17 protein-coding genes are annotated in these 18,780 nt (G+C 72.8%); 10 read left to right on the top strand and 7 right to left on the bottom strand.

The features are described 5' to 3' along the window. Positions 1 to 24 precede the first annotated feature (24 nt). Together HAV39_RS01595 and HAV39_RS01590 are read left to right on the top strand one after the other, a co-directional pair. The gene (locus tag HAV39_RS01595; protein ID WP_191837332.1) at positions 25 to 1,176 is read left to right on the top strand and encodes a hypothetical protein; all 1,152 of its coding nucleotides are present in this window, start codon (positions 25 to 27) and stop codon (positions 1,174 to 1,176) included. Further along, on the top strand, positions 1,173 to 1,835 hold the full coding sequence (locus HAV39_RS01590; RefSeq protein WP_191837331.1) for a hypothetical protein: 663 nt from the start codon (positions 1,173 to 1,175) through the stop codon (positions 1,833 to 1,835). The genes HAV39_RS01595 and HAV39_RS01590 overlap by 4 nt, the downstream gene beginning before the upstream one ends. A gap of 20 nt (positions 1,836 to 1,855) precedes the next feature. On the opposite strand, the gene HAV39_RS01585 is transcribed toward HAV39_RS01590, so the two are convergent. Further along, positions 1,856 to 2,341: an SRPBCC family protein gene (locus HAV39_RS01585; protein WP_191837330.1), complete on the bottom strand. Its 486-nt coding sequence runs from the start codon at positions 2,339 to 2,341 to the stop codon at positions 1,856 to 1,858. Positions 2,342 to 2,344: 3 nt separating this feature from the next. Then, positions 2,345 to 2,686, bottom strand: a complete 342-nt coding sequence (locus HAV39_RS01580; RefSeq protein WP_191837329.1) for an ArsR/SmtB family transcription factor — start codon at positions 2,684 to 2,686, stop codon at positions 2,345 to 2,347. A gap of 127 nt (positions 2,687 to 2,813) precedes the next feature. On the opposite strand from HAV39_RS01580, the gene HAV39_RS01575 reads away from it, so the two are divergent. Further along, positions 2,814 to 3,344 carry a DUF2510 domain-containing protein gene (locus tag HAV39_RS01575; RefSeq protein ID WP_191837328.1) on the top strand — a complete coding sequence of 177 codons (531 nt, stop codon included), beginning with the start codon at positions 2,814 to 2,816 and terminating at the stop codon, positions 3,342 to 3,344. Positions 3,345 to 3,351: 7 nt separating this feature from the next. On the opposite strand, the gene HAV39_RS01570 is transcribed toward HAV39_RS01575, so the two are convergent. Both HAV39_RS01570 and HAV39_RS01565 read right to left on the bottom strand, forming a co-directional pair. After that, on the bottom strand, positions 3,352 to 4,722 hold the full coding sequence (locus HAV39_RS01570; protein WP_191837327.1) for an FAD-binding oxidoreductase: 1,371 nt from the start codon (positions 4,720 to 4,722) through the stop codon (positions 3,352 to 3,354). Between the two features lie 143 nt (positions 4,723 to 4,865). Further along, the gene (locus HAV39_RS01565) at positions 4,866 to 5,579 is read right to left on the bottom strand and encodes an SMI1/KNR4 family protein (RefSeq protein ID WP_191837564.1); all 714 of its coding nucleotides are present in this window, start codon (positions 5,577 to 5,579) and stop codon (positions 4,866 to 4,868) included. A 79-nt stretch (positions 5,580 to 5,658) separates the two neighbouring features. Here HAV39_RS01565 and HAV39_RS01560 point away from each other — a divergent pair, with 79 nt between their 5' ends. Together HAV39_RS01560 and HAV39_RS01555 are read left to right on the top strand one after the other, a co-directional pair. Then, positions 5,659 to 6,558, top strand: coding sequence for an LLM class flavin-dependent oxidoreductase (locus tag HAV39_RS01560; RefSeq protein WP_239120695.1), 900 nt, complete (start codon positions 5,659 to 5,661; stop codon positions 6,556 to 6,558). A gap of 130 nt (positions 6,559 to 6,688) precedes the next feature. Next, entirely contained in the window at positions 6,689 to 8,854 is a 2,166-nt protein-coding gene (locus HAV39_RS01555; RefSeq protein WP_191837325.1) for an FUSC family protein, read from the top strand. A 99-nt stretch (positions 8,855 to 8,953) separates the two neighbouring features. Here HAV39_RS01555 and HAV39_RS01550 read toward each other — a convergent pair whose 3' ends face one another. After that, positions 8,954 to 9,934 carry a TolB family protein gene (locus tag HAV39_RS01550; protein ID WP_191837324.1) on the bottom strand — a complete coding sequence of 327 codons (981 nt, stop codon included), beginning with the start codon at positions 9,932 to 9,934 and terminating at the stop codon, positions 8,954 to 8,956. Beyond that, a complete protein-coding gene (locus HAV39_RS01545) occupies positions 9,931 to 11,295 on the bottom strand; it encodes an MFS transporter (RefSeq protein WP_239120694.1) in 1,365 nt (454 codons plus the stop codon). Before HAV39_RS01545 ends, HAV39_RS01550 begins: the two co-directional genes overlap by 4 nt. 334 nt (positions 11,296 to 11,629) lie before the next feature. Here HAV39_RS01545 and HAV39_RS01540 point away from each other — a divergent pair, with 334 nt between their 5' ends. The 3 genes from HAV39_RS01540 to HAV39_RS01530 all read left to right on the top strand — a co-directional run bounded on the left by HAV39_RS01540 (position 11,630) and on the right by HAV39_RS01530 (position 16,587). Then, positions 11,630 to 13,051 (top strand): CBM96 family carbohydrate-binding protein, encoded by a 1,422-nt coding sequence (locus HAV39_RS01540; RefSeq protein WP_191837323.1) that lies wholly within the window; start codon positions 11,630 to 11,632, stop codon positions 13,049 to 13,051. A 69-nt stretch (positions 13,052 to 13,120) separates the two neighbouring features. After that, on the top strand, positions 13,121 to 14,311 hold the full coding sequence (locus tag HAV39_RS01535; protein WP_203736347.1) for a hypothetical protein: 1,191 nt from the start codon (positions 13,121 to 13,123) through the stop codon (positions 14,309 to 14,311). A gap of 374 nt (positions 14,312 to 14,685) precedes the next feature. Then, positions 14,686 to 16,587 (top strand): glycoside hydrolase family 3 protein, encoded by a 1,902-nt coding sequence (locus tag HAV39_RS01530; protein ID WP_191837322.1) that lies wholly within the window; start codon positions 14,686 to 14,688, stop codon positions 16,585 to 16,587. A gap of 37 nt (positions 16,588 to 16,624) precedes the next feature. Here HAV39_RS01530 and HAV39_RS01525 read toward each other — a convergent pair whose 3' ends face one another. Continuing rightward, positions 16,625 to 17,725, bottom strand: coding sequence for an AI-2E family transporter (locus HAV39_RS01525; protein ID WP_191837321.1), 1,101 nt, complete (start codon positions 17,723 to 17,725; stop codon positions 16,625 to 16,627). 117 nt (positions 17,726 to 17,842) lie between these two features. Between HAV39_RS01525 and HAV39_RS01520 the strand changes: the two genes are divergently transcribed. Beyond that, complete coding sequence (locus HAV39_RS01520) at positions 17,843 to 18,580, top strand: DUF1152 domain-containing protein (RefSeq protein ID WP_244958730.1); 738 nt, start codon at positions 17,843 to 17,845, stop codon at positions 18,578 to 18,580. Beyond that, a complete protein-coding gene (locus HAV39_RS42470; protein WP_203736466.1) occupies positions 18,580 to 18,741 on the top strand; it encodes a hypothetical protein in 162 nt (53 codons plus the stop codon). Before HAV39_RS01520 ends, HAV39_RS42470 begins: the two co-directional genes overlap by 1 nt. Positions 18,742 to 18,780: the final 39 nt, after the last annotated feature.

Genomic DNA, 18,780 nt, shown 5'->3' with positions numbered 1-18,780 from the left:
CGTCCGCATGGGACCCTGGGCGCGATGCGTACCCTCGCGCTGCTCAGAGTCGCGCTGCCGCTGGCCGCCCTGGCCGCGTCGGTGCTGGCGGCGTCGCCCGCCCGCGCGGAGGTCGGCCGCGTGTCGGTGCACACCGAGGCCGCCGAGTTCGGCCCCGGCGCCGCGCCGCAGCAGTTCACGGTGGCCTGTGCCCCGGAGGAGCAGCTGGTCAGCGGCGGTTATGCGGGCGTCGACCCGCAGCTGAGGATCGTCGCCAGCCATCCGTCCGACGGCCAGGGGACCCCGGTCGCCGACGGCGCCGCGCCGCGGGCGTGGACCGTCGGCGTGGTCAACGCCGCTCAGGCCGTCCGCACGCTGAGCGTCTCGGTCACCTGCCTGGTCGGCGGCGACAGCACCGCCGGGGTGTACGCCGGCACCCAGTCCGACCCGTCCGACCCGTCGGTCGAGGTGGTCTGCCCGCAGGGCACGGTGCGCACCGGGGGCGGTTACTGGGCGGTCTGGTACGCCCGGCTCGGCGCGGCCCGCGTTGACGGCAGCCATCCCGCCGGGACGCGGGGCTGGGCCGTCGACCTCACCGTGCCCGCGAACCTGCCTGCCCGCTCCTCGGCGACCGCCCTTGTGGTCTGCCACACCGGTCCCGTCGTCGCTGTCGCCACCGAGCCCACCGAGTTCGACCTGCAGCAGGCCTCGCCGGTGTGCGTCGTCGGCGCGGCCGCGAACGTCTGCGTGGTGCCGCAGTCCGGATCGGGGGGCGCTCGGTGTCCCGCTGGCATGGTCCTAACCGGCGGCGGCTACCGGATCGTGTCCGGTGGGCCGCTGACCGGGCAGGCTGCCGTCGTGGACGGTCCGGCGTCGGCGGGCGGCTGGACGGTGAGCCTCACCGGGACCACCGCGCAGGGCACTCGGGTCCGGGTGCGTGTGGAGCCGGTCTGCCTCGGCAGCGTCGTCCGGCCGAGCGAGCCGCCCAGCGATCTGCTCCCGGACCGTGGCGCGCGCCTGAACCAGGCGCTGGCGCTGGCCGGCGGGCTGCTCGGGTTGCTGCTGCTGATCCTGCTGGCGGCCCTGCTCCTGCGGCGGTCCGGCCGACGGTCCGGGCCATCCGCGCCGGGCATCGAGGTCGTGGTGCGGACGGCCCGCTTCCGCTACCGCGACGACGCGTACCGGGAGGATCTGTGACCACCGTCCGCGACATCGTCTTCGGGGAACTGATTCCCGGCAAGGCCGGCGAGGCTGCCGGGCAGGTCGCGGCGGCCGCGGAGCGGCTGGCCGGGGCCGGGGTGGTCGCCGACCAGCCGCAGGCGCCCGCGGCGGCGCTGGCGCGCGCGGTGCTGACCAAGGTCGCGGAGCTACTGGACATCGAGGTCTCCGACGTGTTCGTCGGCGCGTGGAAGACCAGGTCGGCGCTGCTGACCGCGGCCCGGGAGACGCACGCGACGCCCGGCCTGCGCCGGGAGGTGACCATCCGCAGCTTCACCATGCCCTGGGAGTACGAGGCCGAAGTGGACGTGGTCGTCGACGGCTCCGTGGTCACCACGCTGACTGCGGCGGTCACCTTGCAGCTCACCGTCACCGCGCTGGCGGCCGTCGTCGAGGCGGGCCGCCTCATCGCGCTCACCGCGGGCGACACCACCGCCCGCGGCGAGCTGCGGGTGCGTTGCTCGTCGCCGGAGGCCGAGCACATCGTGGCCGAACGCGAGCAGGCGGTCGACCTGCGTCGTGAACTCCGTCTCGGTGGTGGCGGCGTGGCCCTGGTCGACGGGGCCGACGACGTTCCGGCGCAGCGGCCCGCACCGTCCGGTGCGTCCGCCACGCCGGAGCCGCCCGCCGCCGGTTAGCGGGCGGGTCGGTCGGCTGCTCACGAGGCGAGCAGGGCGTCGATCTGGTTGATCGACAGGGAGGCGCCCTCGACCATGCCCATGTCGAGCACCTGCTGCAGGGCCTCGGCCGACTCGTAGGTGCCGACGTAGGTCGCGCGCGTTCCGCCGTCGTGCGCGGCGAACGAGTACACGTTCTGGGAGACCGGCATGTTCGGGTTCGGGGTGAAGTCGAGGTCGGCGAAACCGTCCTCGAAGGCGAAGCTCGTCGGCTCGTCGACGGCCGTGACGAGCCAGTAGCCGGCGTGCTTGTCGCCCTCGGGGCCGGTCATGAAGTAGGTCACCCGCCCGCCGGGCCGCAGGTCGTGCTCGACCACGGTCGACGGGTAGGTCGGCGGGCCCCACACCTTCTCCAGCTGGCGGGGGTCGGCGTAGACCTGCCAGACGCGCTCCACCGGCGCGGCGAAGTCGGCGACGATGGTCAGGGTCAGGTTGTCGAGGTCGTGCCGGACGTCGGTCACGGGCATGGGTCAGTCCTCCTGGTCGGGATCGGATGCGATGAGGTCGTCGATGCGCGCGATGCGGCCGCGCCAGACCTGCTCCAGCTCGGCGAGCATGGACGCCACCGAGCGCACCGCCGCCACGTCGCCGCTGACCAGCTGCTCACGCCCGCTGCGGAGCTTGGTGAGCAGGCCGGCCTTCTCCAGCACGGCGACGTGTTTCTGCACCGCGGCGAAGCTCATGTCGTACTTCGCCGCGAGCGCGGAGACCGAGTGCTGCCCGGCCAGCACCCGGCGCATGATGTCGCGCCTGGTGCGGTCGGCCAGCGCGTGGAAGAAGGCGTCCGCCTGGTCCTCGCTGCGCTCGGTCACGCCACAAACATACAACCAAACGGTTGTACGTTGTCAAGTCTCGGGTGCGGAGGTTGTGGTTCAGGCGAAACAGGCTGGTAGGCACGCCCGCTGATACACTGCTGTACCCCGATGACCAGGAGAAACAGTGCCGCTCACGCCGCCGGCCGGCTGGTATGCCGGTGCCGATGACTACGTCCGCTACTGGACCGGGCAGCGCTGGTCGGACCATCTCGTGCCATCGGGCCGGGCGGTGCCGCCACCCGTTCCGGCGAACCGGATCGCCACCGGCATGCCGCGCGCCAGGTGGGCGCGGACGGCACGGGCGGTCCTGCTGTTGATCTCAGCGCTGGGACCGGCCGCCCTCGTCGCGGATGTGGCGCTTCGCCTGCTGCCCGCGACCGCCTCGCCCGACGACTTGGCACGATGGCTGGTGTTGTCGCTGCTCGCGGTCCCGCTGGGCTGGGTGGCGCCGCAGGTCGGCTACCGCGTCAGGGACGTGCTGTTCCTGCTCGTCCCGGGGTATGCCGTGCTGTGGGCCTGCCGGGTGGTCTGGCGCTACTCCTACCTGCCGTTCGCCGACTGGCTGCCCCGCGAGCAGGACGCGATGAACTGGCGACAGGTGCCACACCCCGTTCACGCGGGCGAGCTGCTCTTCGTGCCCGCCCGCCGCGACTGACGGCCTGTCACGGGCGAATGTTCTGGTTCAGGTGGAACAGGTTGTCCGGGTCGTAGGCGCGCTTGACCTCGACGAGCCGGTCGAAGTTGCCCCGGTAGTTGGCCCGGATCCGCTCCTGGTCGTCGCCGGCCATGAAGTTGATGTACCCGCCCTCCTCCGACAGCGGGGCGGTGGCCGCGTAGTAGTCGCGCACCCAGGCCGTGTTGGCCTCGTTCTCCGCCGGGTCGGGCCACATCCCCGCGATGACCACGGCGAAGTTCGCGTCCCGGTAGGCGAACGCGGTCGCGTCCGGCGCGACCCGGTGACAGGCCCCGTTGATCGGGTAGATGTGCACCGTCGAGTTGACCACCGGCACCTTCGGCCCGTGCGTCAGGTGGGCCTCGATCGCGTCGTCGGTCAGCTCCTTGACGAAGCTCGCCTTCCAGTAGTGCTGCAGCCCCGCCGGGACCAGGCCGTCGAATGCGGTGTTGAGCGCGGCGTACGGCATCGGGCCGATCATCTCGGCGACCGGCGGCGCGACCGCGCGGATCCGGTCGATGATGCGCTGCCCGTCGGCCGTCGACCCGGTCCAGCAGTTGACCATGGCGATGAACGGCTCGCCGTGCCGGTCGGCGGGGATGAACGGCAGCGGCGGCGCGATCTGGAACGCCGGGAAGCCGCCGTACTGCTCGGGCGCGTCGGCGATGAAGTCGCGGAAGAACGCCAGCAGGTCGCGGACGTGCGCCAGCTCGAAGAAGATCGGGCCGCCGTAGATCTCGTCGACCGGGCTGAGCGCGAACTCGAACGAGGTCACCGCCCCGAAGTTGCCGCCGCCGCCGCGCAGCGCCCAGAACAGGTCCTCGTGCTCCTTCTCGCTGGCCACTACCGCCCGGCCGTCGGCGGTGACGACCTCCGCCGACAGCAGGTTGTCGCAGGACAGCCCCAGGCCGCGGGCGAGGTAGCCGATGCCGCCGCCGAGGGTGAGCCCGCCGACGCCCGTGGTGGAGATGATGCCGCCGGTCGAGGCCAGGCCGAATTCGCCGGTCGCGGCGTTGAAGTCGCCCCAGGTCGCGCCGCCCCCGGCGTGGGCCGTGCGGGCGTGCGGGTCGACGGTGACGGCGCGCATACCGGACAGGTCGGCCACGATGCCGTCGTCGACCGTGCCGAAACCGGGCACGCTGTGCCCGCCGCCGCGTACCGCCAGGTCCAGGCCGTTCTCGCGGGCGTAGTCGACCACGGCCCGCACGTCGGCGGTGCTCGTGCAGCGCACCACCGCGCGCGGCCGCCGGTCGAACATGGCGTTGTGCACGGTCCGGGCCTGGTCGTAGCCGTCGTCGCCGGGCGTGATCACCTGCCCGGACACGCGGGCGCGCAGCTGCTCGATCGTCGATGTGGCCATGTCGGTGCCCCCGTCCGAATCGCGGCGGGCCGCACCACGCCCAGCCGGCGCGATCATCGGGCACGGTCGGCGACAGGCGGCCCTCTGCCCACGCTAGCGGGCCGACGGGCACGATCGTGCCGAAACGGTGGCAGCCGTGCGGGTCAGTGCCCGCCGCGCCGTGTGTCCCGGCCCGGGGCGGGGCGCGGCTGAACGGGCGGCGGCGGCCACTGGCGCCGGGTGATTCGCCTGGTCAACGGTGTGGCCACGGCGGGTGGTCCGGCCGGTGCGGTGCTGTCGGCCCGCGGCACCCGGCGGGGCCGGCGCTCGGGCGGCCAGACGGGCTTCGGCTTGCACACCCACTGCGGCTCGATGCTGCGGGCGTCGCTGCCGTCGTGGGTCTCGACGAGCCAATCGGCCAGGGTCAGCCCCTGCGGGGCGCGGGCGTGGTCGAGGCAGCAGCCGTGCGGATCCCAGCCCCACATCGGGCCGGACGGGTCACGGAAGTCGACCAGCCACATGATCGCGCAGCCGACGTCGTACACCGGGACCACACCCGGCGGGTGGCCGGGCCGCCCGCTGGTCTCCTCGTACATCGCGACGATGTCCATGTCCTCGCTGGTCCAGGCGTCGTCGCCGACACCGGGGACGTCGTCCCGCGGCCCGAAGCCGCCGTTGGCGACCTCCAGGTAGATCCGGCGCAGCAGCGGCGGCACGGGAAAGCCGATGACCTGCTCGGCCTCGGCGATCACCGCAGGGGTGGCGAGCCGGGCCGGGCCCGCCCAGGACCGGGATTCCGGCAGCCGGGCCCGGAGGCGGGCGAGCAGCTCGTCCTCGGTCATGCCCGCACGGCGGGGGTGGGCGTCGGTTTCGGACACAGGTCGGAGATTAGCCCGACCGGCCGACGTCGGCGGTGCCGTACCGCGCCCGTGGTCGTGCTGCGGCATCATTTCCGGCGTGACCGAGTTGACTGCACGACCTGAGACCAGAGTGGGCGCGGTTTTCGTGCCGCAGTTGCCGCCCGAGCGGCTGCGGTCGGTGGCACAGGCCGCCGACCAGGCGGGGCTGGACGAGCTGTGGCTGTGGGAGGACTGCTTCCTGGAGAGCGGCATCACCGCGGCCGTGGCGGCGCTGGCCTGGACCGAACGCCTCACCGTCGGGGTCGGGCTGCTGCCCGTGCCGCTGCGCAACGTCGCGATCACCGCGATGGAGCTGGCGACCCTGCACCGGCTGTTCCCCGGCCGCGCCCGGATCGGGGTGGGGCACGGCGTGCAGGACTGGATGGCCCAGGTCGGCGCGCGGGCCGAGTCACCGATGGCGCTGCTGCGTGAGCACCTGACGGCGCTGCGGGCGCTGCTGTCCGGCGAGCGGGTCACCACCCACGGCCGCTACGTCCGGCTGGACGGGGTGGCCCTGGACTGGCCACCGCCGTACCGTCCCGAACTGCTGGCCGGGGCGACCGGCGACCGGACGCTGCGGCTGTCCGGCGAGGTCGCCGACGGCACCATCCTCACCGGTGGCACCACCGTCGAGCAGGTGCGCCGGAGCCGGGGACTGATCGAGGAGGGCCGGGCGAAGGCGGGGCGCACCGAATATCACCAGGTCGTCGTCTACCTGCACGCGGCGACCGGGCCGGATGCGGCGGCGCGGCTGGAGGCCGAACGGGTGCGCTGGGGCTACGACACCATGGCCGGGCACGGCGTGGCCGGGGGTGCGGAGGCGGTCGCCGAGGCGGTGCGCACCTGGGCGGAAGCGGGCGTGGACACGGTGGTGCTGCAGCCCACCCCCGACGACCCCGACCCGGAGGGTTTCATGGCCTTCGTCGCGCAGGAGGTCACCCCGCTCGTGCGGAACTGACCGCGCCGCCACCCGATCCGGGAGACGCTGAGGGGGTGAGCGGGCGGGTCGAGCCGGCCGGGTGTCGTGCACCCGGCACCGGACACGGAGCGGGTCCCCGGCCGCGCGCCGCGGCCGGGAAGGCGGCCGCGTGAACTGGTGGCGTGGGCTGTGGTCGCCGACCGCCGCGCTGCGGGCGATCCGGGCGGCGGTGCTGGTCCCGGCGCTGTTCGCGTTCGCGCTGCTGGTGATCAAGTCGCCGCAGGTCGCCACGTTCACCGCGTTCGGCGGTTTCGCGAGCCTGGTGCTGGCGGCGTTCGGCGGCACCCGCCGGGACCGGGCGGTGGCGCACGCCATGCTCACCACCGCGGGCGCGGTCCTGATCGTGATCGGCACGCTGGTCAGCCATGCCGTGGTGGCCGCCGCGATCGCCACCGCGGTCGTCGCGTTCACCTCGTACTTCGCCGCCGTGATCGGTCCGAACGACGCCTCCGGCGCGGCCGCCGCGATGCTGCCGTACATGCTGGCGGCGTCCGCGGCCGCCCCGGTCGGCGTCATCGGCGACCGCGTCGCCGGGTGGGTCCTCGCGACCGGGGTCGGCGGCCTGGCCGTGGTGCTGATGGCACCCCGCACGGCGGGCGCGGAGCTGCGCCAGGCCACCGCCACGCTGGCCACCGGGCTGGCCGACCTGCTGGAGGCGGGAGCACTCCGGGCCGCGCTGCCGGAGCTGCGGGCCGCCGTCGCGGATGCCACCCACCGCATGATGGCCCTGTTCGTGTCCGCGCCGTACCGGCCGAGCGGGCTGGTCATCGCCGACCAGGCCATGGCCGGGGCGGTCAACCAGCTGGAATGGTGCAAGGGCCTGGTCAGCGACGGCATCGACCGGGTCGGCGACCTGCGCGACACGCCGCTGACGGTGCGGGCCCCGTTGGAAGCGTCGGCCAGGGTGCTGCGGGAGGCCGCCGCGGTGCTGCGCGGCGAATTGGTCGACCCCGACCTGAAGGGCCTGGAGCAGACCTGCGCCGACAGCGTGGCCCGGCTGACCGGCCCGGGACGGCCGGACGCGGACGCGACGGAACTGGTGGTCGCCTTCTACGGCCAGACCACCGCGAACTGCGTCCGCGCCTTCACCACCGACGTGCTCATCGCCACCCGGGGCGCCGATCCGCTGACCGCCGCCAGCAGCGTGCGCCGCTGGTACGGCCTGTCCCGGCCGGACCGGCCGCCGCTGCGCCGGCTGGTCACCCTGGCCGGGGTCGCCGGGATCGTGCTGCGCAACGCGAGCCTGCGCTCGGTGTGGTTCGTCAACGCGCTGCGCGGCGCGCTGGCGCTGTCCGCCGCGGTGGTGATCGTGCAGGTGAGCGGGGTGCGCAGCGGGTTCTGGGTGCTGCTGGGCGCGCTGTCGGTGCTGCGCACGAGCGCCGCGTCGACGGGCACACAGGCCGTCAAGGCGGTCGTCGGCACTGCCGCCGGGGTCGCGGTCGGGGCGGCGCTGCTGCCGTTGCTGGGCCCGTCGCCGTGGGCGAGCTGGGGCGCGCTGGCGGTCGCGGTGGCCGTGGTGGCGTACGGGCCGGGCAAGCTGCCGGACATCCTGAGCCAGGCGGCCTTCACCGTGGTCATCCTGGTGCTCTACAACATCCTCGCGCCGACCGGTTGGAAACTGGGCCTGGTGCGGCTGCAGGACGTGGCCATCGGCTGCCTGGTCAGCCTGGTCGCCGGGCTGCTGGTCTGGCCGCGCGGGGCCGGTGATCTGGTCCGCGACGACGTCGCGGAGATGTTCAAGGTCGGCGGGGTGCACCTGACCGAGGCGGTGGCGTGGGCGCTGGGGCGGCGGACGCGGCCGCCCGAACAGGAGGTCCGCGCGGCCGCGTCGGCGTTCCGGCTGGAGGATGCGCTGCGCGGCTACCTCGCCGAACCCGGGTCGAAGCGGATGGACCGGCAGGACCTGTGGCGGCTGGTCATCTCGGGGGTGCGGCTGCGCCAGACGGCGAGCGCGCTCGACGACCTGACCCCGCGCGACGCCGCCCCGGACCCGCGCTGCGACGCGCTGCTGCGCCACGCCGACGCGCTCGCCGCTTTCTACGCGGGCCTCGCCGAGCAGATCGGCGAGCCGACCGGGCCGATGCCGCCGCTGCTCGCGCCGCCGAGCCCGCCCGACGACGAGGTCCTCGGTGCCGGCGGGGACGGCACGCCCCTGCACCGGCTGCGCCGCCGCTGGGTCGGCGAGCACCTGCGCCACCTGGAACTGCACCTGGCCGACCTGGTCGCCCCGGCGCACGCCCTGGCCGACCAGCGCCGCCGCCCGTGGTGGCGCTGACCGGGAACCAGCCAAGATCGCAGTTTCGTGTCCAGAGCTGAGAGGGAAGCCCGGTTCCTGTCACGAAACAGCGATCTTGCGGCGCAACCGCCGGGACGGTCAGCCGAGGGCGGCGGGGGATTCGGCTCCGTCCAGGAGTTTCGTCGGGGTGCCGGTGCCGTCGGCGGGCACGGACCAGATCGACGGGGCGCCGTCGGGGGCGCGCAGGGTGTACGCCACGGTGCGCTCGTCGAGCCAGGCGGCCTGATCGTCGACGCTCTGCGTCTCGGCCAGGTTCGTCACCGCCATGGTGGACAGGTCGAGCACGGACAGCCGCCAGCCCCGCTGCGGGTCGCCCTCGATCGCCTGCTTGAACGCGATCCGGGTGCCGTCGGGTGACAGCGACGGGCACTCGACGTTGTCGGTGAGCGTGCGCAGCGTGCGCGCCGCGAAGTCGCCGTGGACCAGGTAGCGCTTGCCCCCGGTCGCCACGGTGGCGTAGAACGCGTTGTCGTCGGCGGTGAAGGTGACGCCCCAGAAGTTCATGTCGACGTTGCGGTAGGGCCGGCCCTCGCGGATGACCGCGAAGTCCTCCAGCGTGCCGACCATCGTGCCGGTGCGGGTGTCCAGGATGCCGGTGCGGGTGGAGAAGCCGCCGGTGCTGTAGGAGTCGCCGCCGACGAACGTGGTCCAGGCGACCATCCGGCCGCTGGCCGACACCCGAGCGCGGTTGGGCAGGCCGGGCACGGCGAACGTGCGCGTCGCGCGCAGCTGCCGGTCCAGCACCGTCAGCTGGTAGGACCAGGCGGTGTCGGGGTGGATGCACACGCCGGTGCCGGCGGCGGCGTAGACGCGTACGCACTCCAGGCCGGACACCAGCCGCGGGCCGGACGGATCGGCAAGCGAGACCGTGGCCGCGCGGCGGTCGGCGACGACCAGCAGGCGCGGGCCCGGGTCCAAGGTGATCTCCGTGGACGGCACGGTGTCGGCCGAGGCCGCCTCGCCCCTGGCCAGCTGGATGTAGCCGACGGCGACGGCGGCCAGCAGCACGGTGACGGCGGCGGCGATGGCGACGCGGGCGCGGGTGGACAGTGCGGTCATCGTTCGACCTCGGCATTCTGGTTCGTGCGGGCGGTGCTCGTCGCTGCCTGCGGCGGGTCGGTCGGGTCGTCCGGTTCGGGCAGCGGGCGGGAGCCGGCCGGACCGCCGGCGTCCGCCACGCCGCGTGGGGTCCGGAGCAGCAGCAGGGTCGCCGCGACGGCGACGACGACGGCGAGCGCGGCGACCCGGGAGGCGGTGGCCGGTCCCCAGGTCTGCCAGGCGAGGCCGAACAGGACCGAGGAGACCAGGTAGGCCAGCGCCTGGCCGGTCTGGATCAATGCGATGCCGGTGGTGCGCAGCCGGTCCGGCAGCACGGGCCCGGCCAGCGCCATCAGGATCCCGTCGGTCGCGGCGTAGAACAGCCCGTACAGCCCGAGGGTCACCACCAGCAGCGGCGAGCCGCCCAGCGGCCCGAACAGCAGCAGGTACGCGGCCGTCAGCGCGACATAGCCGCCGAGCATCACGGGCAGGCGGCCGATCCGGTCGGCGAGCACGCCGAGCGGCGCGGCCAGCAGCAGGTAGCCGAGGCTGGTCCCGGCGGCCAGCAGCGGGAACCAGACGGTGCTCAGCTCCTCGCGGCGCTGCAGCAGCAGGTAGACGAAGCCGTCGCCGATGGTGGCCAGGCCCAGCAGGCAGGCGGCCAGCACGAGGCGGCGCACCGGGGCGTCGCGCAGCAGCGCCGCGGCCTCGCGCAGGGACACCTTCGCCGTGGCGGGCACCGCCTCGCGGCGGTCGCGGACGAACAGCACCAGCACCATCACGCCCAGCGCGGCGACGCAGAAGCTGACCACGAACACGGCGTCGAACGAGTTCGCGGCCAGCGCCAGCACGCCGAGCGCGACCAGCGGGCCGAGGAACGCGCCGACGCTGTCCATGGCGCGGTGCACGCCGAACGCCCGGCCCAGCGACTCCGGCGGGGTGGACAGCGTGATCATGGCGTCCCGGGGCGCGGCCCGCAGGCCCTTGCCGGTGCGGTCGGCGGCGATGACCAGCCCGATCGCGGGCACCGAACGGCCCGCGGCCAGCAGCGCGAGCTTCGCCACCGCGGACAGGCCGTAACCGAGGCCCGCCACGGCCTTGCGGCGGCGGGTGCGGTCGGCGACGTACCCGCCGACGAGCCGCAGCAGCGCGGTCGCTCCGGTGTAGACGCCGTCGATCATGCCGTATGCCAACGGGCTGAGCTGCAGCCCCAGCACCAGGTACAGGGGCAGCACAGCGGTGACCATCTCGGACGACACGTCGGTGATCAGGCTGACCGTGCCCAGCGCGAAGACGTTCGCGCTGACCTTGGTGAACCGGCGTCGTCCGGATCGTTCCGCCGGGGGTGTGGCGGTCGGACTGGTGACGGTGGACAGGTACACGCGGTGACGCTCCTCCCGCGGCAAAGCGCCCGCGACGACGGTGCAGATGGGTCGACCCGGACCGTCCGGCGGCCACCGCGGTCGCGGCACGCCGCGGGCACCCCGCGTCGGGCACATCCTGAGCCGCTCGCGGTACGCAGGGCCCTCGCGCACACCACCACGGGGCGTGCTTCCGATGAACAGACGGTGTCACAGCGGCCGGTCGGCTGTGGACGCTCATCCGACTCACCCATGTCGTTCACCCGAACGTGTGCCCGCTGTTTCCAGGACTCCCTACATTCCTCGCACGGCCGCGCCGACCGTGCGGCCGTACACCCCCAGAAGGGCTCGAGTCATGGGAATCCGCAAGGGCCGCTTGGCTTTGACGGCCGGCACGGCGTTCGTGCTGACGGCCGCCACGGTCGCGACCGTGCTGACGGTGTCGGCGCAGACCGCCGCCGCCGCGACGACCACGTTCACCCCGGTCGCCGACACGTACGTGCAAGCCGACACGGCGTCGACCAACTACGGCACCTCGGTGCAGATCACCGTCGACAGCTCGCCGCAGCGCCAGATGTTCCTGCGCTTCACGGTCAGCGGTGTCAGCGGCACCGTGACCAGCGCGAAGCTGCGGCTGCGCCACATCAGCGGCAACGACGGCAGCGCCGCCGGCGGCACGTTCCGCGCGATGTCGAACACGTCGTGGTCGGAGACCGGCACGACGTGGAACAACAAGCCCGCCCTCGACGGGGTGTCGCTGGGCAGCCTCGGCTCCGTCGTCGCCAACGGGTGGTACGAGGTCGACGTGACCTCGTACGTCACCGGCAACGGCACGTTCAGCATCGGCGCGAGCTCGACCAGCAGCGACGGCGCCTACTACGACACGCGCGAGACCGGCGCGGACTCGCCGCAGCTGGTGGTCACCACCGGCACCACGCCGTCGCCGAGCCCGTCCATCCCGTCGCCGAGCCCGTCCACCCCGCCGCCGTCGGGTGACCCGGTGCTGGTCGGCGCGGGTGACATCGCCGACTCCGGCTCGGGCGACACCGCCACCGCGGCGCTGCTCGACGGGATCTCCGGCACTGTCTTCACCACCGGCGACAACGTCTACACCAACGGCACCGCGTCGGAGTTCAACAGCTACTACAACCCGACCTGGGGCCGCCACAAGGCGCGCACCCGCCCCGCGCCCGGCAACCACGACTACAACACCTCGGGCGCGACCGGCTACTACAACTACTTCGGCTCGGTCGCCGGCCCGTCGGGCCAGGGCTACTACTCGTACGACCTGGGCAACTGGCACGTCGTGTCGCTGAACTCGAACATCAGCATGTCGGCGGGCTCGGCCCAGGAGACGTGGCTGCGCAACGACCTGGCCGCCAGCAGCAAGCCGTGCACCATCGCGTACTGGCACCACCCGCTGTTCACCTCGGGCGCCAACCACGCCCCGTCCACCTCGACCCGGCCGCTCTACCAGGCGCTGTACGACTACAACGCCGACGTCGTCGTCTGGGGCCACAACCACCAGTACGAGCGCTTCGCACCGACGAACCCCAGCGGCACCGCCGACAGCTCGCGCGGCATCCGCTCGTTCGTGGCGGGCATGGGCGGCGCGGGCTTCTACGGCTTCGGCACCATCCAGCCCAACAGCCAGGCCCGCAACAGCGACACCTGGGGCGTCCTGAAGTTCACCCTCCACGCCAACAGCTACGACTGGCAGTTCGTCCCCCAGGCGGGCAAGACCTACAACGACAGCGGCACCGGCACCTGCCACTGACGATTCGAAGGGAACCTTCACCCAAGTCTATGTGGTGAAGGTTCCCTTCACTTCCTCTAGGGTGGTCTGATGTCGATTCACCGCAGATCCCTCCTGACCGGACTGATCGCCATCCCCGCCGCCGGCGCGGCCGGCGCCCTGATCGGCGCGGGCCCGGCCGCGGCCGCCCCCGCCTCGATCGACCGGACCGCGTTCAAGCTGCGCCGCCGTGCCGGCTCCTACGCCACGGCGATCGCCGGGCTGGACGCGGCGCTGCCCAACGTCAGCGTCCAGCACGTCCTCGACGACGGCAACCGCGCCGCCACGCGCATCACCGCGGGCGAGGGCGCGGGCCTGGTCACCAACTTCGCCGCCGGATTCCACTTCGAAAGCGGCGACGACAACACCGCCGAGTGGATCCCGCAGGGCATCACCACCAGCTCCGACGCGCTCGACGCGGGGGTGTACGAGGACCGCAAGGCCGTGCTCGTGTCCTGGTACTCCACCGGCGTCGACGGCCAGAAGGGCGTACGCGTCAGCTTCGTCAACCGCACCGACCCGCTCGCCCCGGTCTACCGCCACGTGCTGCTCGTCGAGCCGTACACCTCGGGCGGCGTGCACAGCTACCGCCCCGTCAACATCCACGCGGGCGGCATCGCCTGGTACGGCCACCACCTCTACGTCGTCGACACCAGCAACGGCCTGCGCGTCTTCGACCTGAACCACCTGTGGCAGGTGTCCAGCACGGTGTCGACGGCGTGCGGCCGCCAGTCGGACGGCAGCTACCAGGCCTTCGGCTACAAGTACGTGCTGCCGCAGTCGCTGGCCTACGACCAGGTCGGCACGGGGGCCCTGCGCTTCTCGTTCATCTCGTTGGACCGCACCACCGCACCGGACAGCTTCCTGGTGGGGGAGTACGGCAACCCGGGCACGGGGACCCGCCTGGTTCGCTGGGGCGTCGACTACACCGACCGCGAGCTGGTCCACGACACCGGCTCCACCACCGACGCGACCGCGAGCTGGGCCTACCGGGTGGACGTGACCTCGATGCAGGGCGCGCTGAGCCTCAACGGCAAGTACTTCCTGTCGACCAGCGACGGCGACGGCAACGACGGCGACCTGGGCACCTGGACCCCGGGCGGCGGTGTCGTCATGCACTACGACACCCTGCCCGTCGGCACCGAGGACTTCACCTACCGCAGCAGCACCGACGAACTGTGGACCGTCTCGGAGTACGCGGGCCGCCGCATGGCCATCTCCGTCAAGGCGGGCGCGTTCTAGCGCTCGATGTCACGAAGACCTTGCGCGAGCTGTGGGTATGCCTCGACAGCTCGCGCAAGGCCGTTCATGCGTACACCGGTGCTCCGAGTCCCCGGTGTCGGGGCCGGCGCCTGTCGATGCGATTTCTCCGCCCACGAAGCCTCCCGCGGCGCGGCCCGTCACGTACTCCTATGCGGACATGTCTCGCGGCTGCGGCACCGACAACGGACGACGCTCGCGACTTGTTACAGGTTCTGTTTCATGCACGCAGCATTATGTTCCAGCGATCCATTGACACCGGAAGGTGACAGGTGTTGGCTGACGGACGCCGTCGTGGCGATGAGGGCACTCGCGGCAGCACGGCCACCCATGTCGCGACGCCCCAGGAAGGCATCATGACCACGACCGTCATCGCTCCGCCGGCCGCGCCCCCGCCGCCGCCGTCCCGCCGCCGCCGTGGCCGGCTGCTCGCCGCGGGCCTCGTGCTCCTGCTGGCCGCCGCGGCCGCCGTCTACTGGCTGACCCGCGACGCCGACGACGGCGCATACGACCCCGACGCGCCCTATCTCGACGCGTCGCGCCCGGTGGCCGAGCGGGTCGACGACCTGCTGGGCCGGATGACCCTCGACGAGAAGATCGGCCAGATGACGCAGGCCGAGCGCCGCGAGGTGACCACGGGCGACGTCACCACGTACGCCCTGGGCTCGCTGCTGTCCGGCGGCGGTTCGGTGCCGACCGACAACACCCCGCAGGGCTGGGCCGACATGTACGACGGCTTCCAGACCGAGGCCCTGGCCACCCGGCTGCGCATCCCGATGATCTACGGCGTGGACGCCGTGCACGGGCACAACAACGTCAGCGGAGCGACGATCTTCCCGCACAACATCGGCCTGGGGGCGACCCGCGACCCGCAGCTGGTCCGCAAGATCGGTGAGGCGGTCGCCACCGAGGTCGTCGCGACCGGCCTGGACTGGGACTTCGCCCCGTGCCTGTGCGTGGCCCGCGACGCCCGCTGGGGCCGCACCTACGAGTCCTTCGGCGAGGACCCGGAGATCGCCTCCTCGATGACCACGATCGTGACCGGGCTGCAGGGCGAGAAGCTGGGCGGCCCGAACTCGGTGCTGGCCACCGCCAAGCACTACGTCGGCGACGGCGGCACCCTCGGCGGCAAGGACCAGGGCGACGCGCAGATCTCCGAGGAGGAGCTGCGCAAGGTCCACCTGCCGCCGTTCCAGGCGGCCGTCAAGGCGGGCGTCGGCTCGGTGATGGTCTCGTTCAGCTCGTTCAACGGCGAGAAGCTGCACGGCCACCGGTATCTGCTCACCGACGTGCTCAAGGGCGAACTCGGCTTCACCGGCTTCGTGGTCTCCGACTGGAACGCGATCGACCAGATCGACGGCGTCCGGGACGCGTTCACCCCCGCCGAGGTCAGCACCGCGATCAACGCGGGCATCGACATGGTGATGGTGCCCGAGCGCTGGCGCGAGTTCATCAGCGTGCTGCGCGACGAGGTCAACGCCGGCACCGTGCCGACGAGCCGGATCGACGACGCCAACCGGCGCATCCTGACCAAGAAGTTCGAGCTCGGCATGTTCGAGCGCCCGTTGGCCGACCGCTCGCAGTTCGACCAGGTCGGGTCCGCCGCGCACCGGGAACTGGCCCGCCAGGCCGTACGCCAGTCGCAGGTGCTGCTGAAGAACGCCGGCGGCGTGCTGCCCCTGAAGCCGAAGACGGGCAAGGTCTTCGTGGCCGGGCGCAACGCCGACGACATCGGCAACCAGTCCGGCGGCTGGACGCTGACCTGGCAGGGCAAGTCGGGCCCGATCACCGAGGGCACCACCATCCTGCAGGGCATCAAGGAGGCCGTCGAGCCCGGCGGCACGGTGACCTACAGCGCCGACGGCTCCGGGGTGAACCGCGGCTACGACGTGGCGATCGCCGTGCTCGGCGAGACGCCGTACGCCGAGTACGAGGGCGACCGCCCGGACGGGGTCAAGCTCGACAAGGTCGACCTGGACACCCTCGCGACCCTGCGCAAGGCGGGCGTGCCGGTCGTGGTGGTGCTGGTCTCCGGCCGTCCCGTCGACGTCTCCGCACAACTGCCGCAGGTGCAGGGGCTGATGGCCGCCTGGCTGCCCGGCACCGAGGGCGCGGGCGTCGCCGACGTCCTGTTCGGGGCGTACGCGCCGACCGGCAAGCTGCCCATGTCCTGGCCCGCGACCGCGGCCCAGGAACCCGTCAACACCGGCGACGAGAAGACACCCCTGTTCGCGTACGGCTACGGCCTCACCTACTGACCGGTCCCCGGCGATCTCGCACGAGGCGCGGCACGTCTCATTCGGGCGTGTCGGCCACCAGCCGTGCGAGATCGCCGGGCCCGTCGTCGCCGTCGGGCCCACCGCCGTCGACCTCGCCCTCGGCGCTGCCGCCGTCCCGGCGCGAGCGCATGAGCTGGGCAGTGTGCTGGATGATGGCGGCGGCGGGCGCGGCCAGCATGACCCCGAGGATGCCCGCCACCAGCCCGCCGACGACCGTGGACAGCAGGATCGTCAGCGGGCGCATGCGCAGCGCGGCCCCGTACGCGAACGGCTGGAGCATGGTCTGCAGCGTGCCGTTGGCCAGGAACACCACGACCGTCATGAGCAGCGCGGTCTGCACGCCGCCGGAAGCGAGCGCGATGAGCACCGCGTACGCCCCGGCCACCCAGGCGCCCAGGTAGGGCACGTAGTTGCCGAGCAAGGTGATGATCACGAGGGTGGCGATCAGGGGCACACCCAGCACCAGCGCGCCCAGCCCGACCACCGACGCGTTGAACGCCCCGAGCAGGGTCAGCCCGACCACGTACCCGCGGATGATCCGGCCGACCTGATCCATCCACGGGCGGCCCAGCGGCATCCAGGGTTCGGCCGCCCGGGCCATCGACGGCCCGTCCTTGAGCATGAAGAACGTGGTGAACAGGAAGACGAACGTGCCGATGAAGAGGCTGGCCGTGGTGCCGGCCAGGTTGCCCAGCGCCGGCACGATCCCGGACAGCAGCGTGGAACTGTGCTCCTTCAGCTCGTCCCGGGCCGATTCCGCGTTGGAGCCCACCACGCCCAGCGAGGTGAGCGTGTCGTGCAGCCGTTGCACCGCCTTGCCCAGCGCCGCGCTGAGCTCGGTCCACTGGCTGGCCAGGCCCTTCACGACCAGAAAGGTCACCACGGCGCCCAGCGTGAGCAGGAACAGGATCCCGAGGGTGGCGCAGAGTCCACGGCGTAGGCCGCGGCGAGCCAGGGCCTCCACGGCGGGGGACAGCGCGAGCGAGACGATCAGCGCCCCGACCAGGGCGATGACCAGCGGCTTGAGCAGGATGATCAGGAACACGAGGACGGCCGCGGCCAGGGCGATGCCGACGATCGCCCACGCCTTGGCGCCGACTGTCCGGAGCGCGTCCACCTGATCCGCCTTAATCCCTATGATCCGTTTTCATATTAGATGACGGATGTGTGCTCGCTCGGGGCTATGCGGATAAGCAGGTGCCCGCTTCCTGCCCACGAACTACCGTTCCCGGACATGCCCGCCGTCTTCGAACCGCCGCTGTCCGCTCGCCTGCGCGACGCCGAACACGTCCTGGTCGCGAGCGCGGGCGGCGGCTTCGACGTGTACGCCGGACTGCCCCTCGCGCTCGCCCTGCGCAACGCCGGCACCCGGGTCACCCTGGCCCGCTGGCTGGCCGCACAGGGCCACGACGCGACCGTGTACGCCTTCGAACGCACCGGCGTGCGCCCGCTGCGCGCCGCGTACCGCAAGCTCGTCGACCTGCTCGGCATCGACGCGGTCGTGCTCGCCGACGGCGGCACCGACATCCTCATGCGCGGCGACGAGGCGGGCTTGGGCACCCCCGAGGAGGACATGGCCAGCCTCGCCGCCGTCGCGGGCCTGCCCGTGCCACAGAAACTGGTGGTCAGCCTCGGCTTCGGCATCGACTCCCACCGCGGCATCTGCCACGCGCACGTGCTGGAGAACCTGGCCGCGCTGCAGCGAGACGGGGCGTTCCTGGGCGCGCTCTCGATCCCGCCGGGCAGCGCCGAGGCCGCCGCCTACTGCGACGCCGTCGCGCACGCCGCCGCCTACTGCGACGCCGTCGCGCACGCCGCCGCCTACTGCGACGCCGTCGCGCACGCCGCCGCCGTCACGCCGCAGACCGCCAGCATCGTCAACACGCAGATCGCCTCGGCGGTGCGCGGCGACTTCGGCGACGTGCACACCCTGGCCGCACCGAGGGCACGGAGCTGTTCGTCAACCCGCTGATGGCGATGTACTTCACGGTGGACCTCGACGGCCTGGCCCGGCACGCGCACTACCTGCCCCGGCTCGAACACACCCGCACCTGCGCCGAGGTCGCCCTGGCCATCGAGGAGTACCGCGAGGACCTGGACCGCCCTCGGGCCCGCCGCGCCATCCCGCACTGATCCGGCCGCACGGGATCGGCCTCCCGCGACCTTGACCTC

Source organism: Catellatospora chokoriensis (genome assembly GCF_011297315.1).
Classification (GTDB): Bacteria; Actinomycetota; Actinomycetes; order Mycobacteriales; family Micromonosporaceae; genus Catellatospora; species Catellatospora citrea.
The sequence above is the reverse complement of the archived record's forward strand: the minus strand, read 5'-3'. Positions and strand labels throughout refer to the sequence as shown.

Coding starts and splice junctions, on each gene's coding strand:
- HAV39_RS01595 (WP_191837332.1), top strand. CDS start 25: ATGCGTACCCTCGCGCTGCTCAGAGTCGCGCTGCCGCTGGCCGCCCTG.
- HAV39_RS01585 (WP_191837330.1), bottom strand. CDS start 2,341: ATGCCCGTGACCGACGTCCGGCACGACCTCGACAACCTGACCCTGACC.
- HAV39_RS01570 (WP_191837327.1), bottom strand. CDS start 4,722: ATGGCCACATCGACGATCGAGCAGCTGCGCGCCCGCGTGTCCGGGCAG.
- HAV39_RS01550 (WP_191837324.1), bottom strand. CDS start 9,934: ATGACCGCACTGTCCACCCGCGCCCGCGTCGCCATCGCCGCCGCCGTC.
- HAV39_RS01540 (WP_191837323.1), top strand. CDS start 11,630: ATGGGAATCCGCAAGGGCCGCTTGGCTTTGACGGCCGGCACGGCGTTC.
- HAV39_RS01535 (WP_203736347.1), top strand. CDS start 13,121: ATGTCGATTCACCGCAGATCCCTCCTGACCGGACTGATCGCCATCCCC.
- HAV39_RS01530 (WP_191837322.1), top strand. CDS start 14,686: ATGACCACGACCGTCATCGCTCCGCCGGCCGCGCCCCCGCCGCCGCCG.
- HAV39_RS01520 (WP_244958730.1), top strand. CDS start 17,843: ATGCCCGCCGTCTTCGAACCGCCGCTGTCCGCTCGCCTGCGCGACGCC.
- HAV39_RS42470 (WP_203736466.1), top strand. CDS start 18,580: ATGGCGATGTACTTCACGGTGGACCTCGACGGCCTGGCCCGGCACGCG.